Below are 880 nucleotides of genomic sequence, written 5' to 3'. Positions count from 1 at the left end.
ATCGCGGTCTCGTGCGGCGACGCCAAGTGCCAGGAGACCCTGCGCACGGCGATGGCGATCGGCGCCGACCGCGCCATCCTGGTGGAGACCACCGAGGAGCTGCAGCCCCTGGCAGTGGCCAAGCTGCTGAAGGCGCTGGTCGACAAGGAGCAGCCGCAATTGATCATCCTGGGCAAGCAGGCGATCGACGACGATGCCAACCAGACCGGCCAGATGCTGGCGGCGCTGGCCAATCTGCCGCAGGCCACCTTCGCCTCGAAGGTCGAAGTGGCGGGCGACAAGGTCAACGTGACGCGTGAAGTCGACGGCGGGCTGGAGACCATTTCCCTCTCGCTGCCGGCGGTCATCACCACCGACCTGCGCCTGAACGAGCCGCGCTACGTCACCTTGCCGAACATCATGAAGGCCAAGAAGAAGCAGCTCGACACGGTCAAGCCGGAAGACCTGGGCGTGGACGTCAAGCCGCGCCTGAAGACGCTGAAGGTCAGCGAGCCGCCGAAGCGCGGTGCCGGCATCAAGGTGCCCGACGTGGCGACGCTCGTCGAGAAGCTGAAGAACGAAGCCAAGGTGATCTGAGGAAGAACGACATGACCGTACTTGTTATTGCCGAACACGACCACGCCACGCTCAAGCCGGCGACCCTCAACACCGTGACCGCGGGCCTTGCCTGCGCCAGCGGCGATGTCCATGTGCTGGTGGCCGGCGCCAATGCGGCCGATGCCGCCAAGGCCGCCGCCCAGGTGGTGGGCGTGGCCAAGGTGATCGTCGCCGACAGCCCGAGCCTGGCCGAGAACCTGGCGGAGAACGTCGCCGCCCAGGTGCTCGCGATCGCGAAGAACTACAGCCACATCCTGTTCCCGGCCACGGCCAACGGCAAGAA

General features: G+C 66.2%; 1 protein-coding gene and 1 pseudogene. Both read left to right on the top strand.

What is annotated here, in order from left to right; translation table 11 throughout:
- Window positions 1–576, top strand: a 576-nt coding sequence (locus AB4Z46_RS35325) for an electron transfer flavoprotein subunit beta/FixA family protein (protein WP_442288210.1), incomplete at its 5' end; no start/stop codon positions are given.
- A gap of 11 nt (window positions 577–587) precedes the next feature.
- Window positions 588–880: pseudogene (locus AB4Z46_RS35320) on the top strand (electron transfer flavoprotein subunit alpha/FixB family protein); the annotation flags it as partial.

This window comes from Variovorax sp. M-6, from assembly GCF_052114385.1.
Lineage (GTDB): Bacteria > Pseudomonadota > Gammaproteobacteria > Burkholderiales > Burkholderiaceae_C > Variovorax.
The sequence above is the reverse complement of the archived record's forward strand: the minus strand, read 5'-3'. Positions and strand labels throughout refer to the sequence as shown.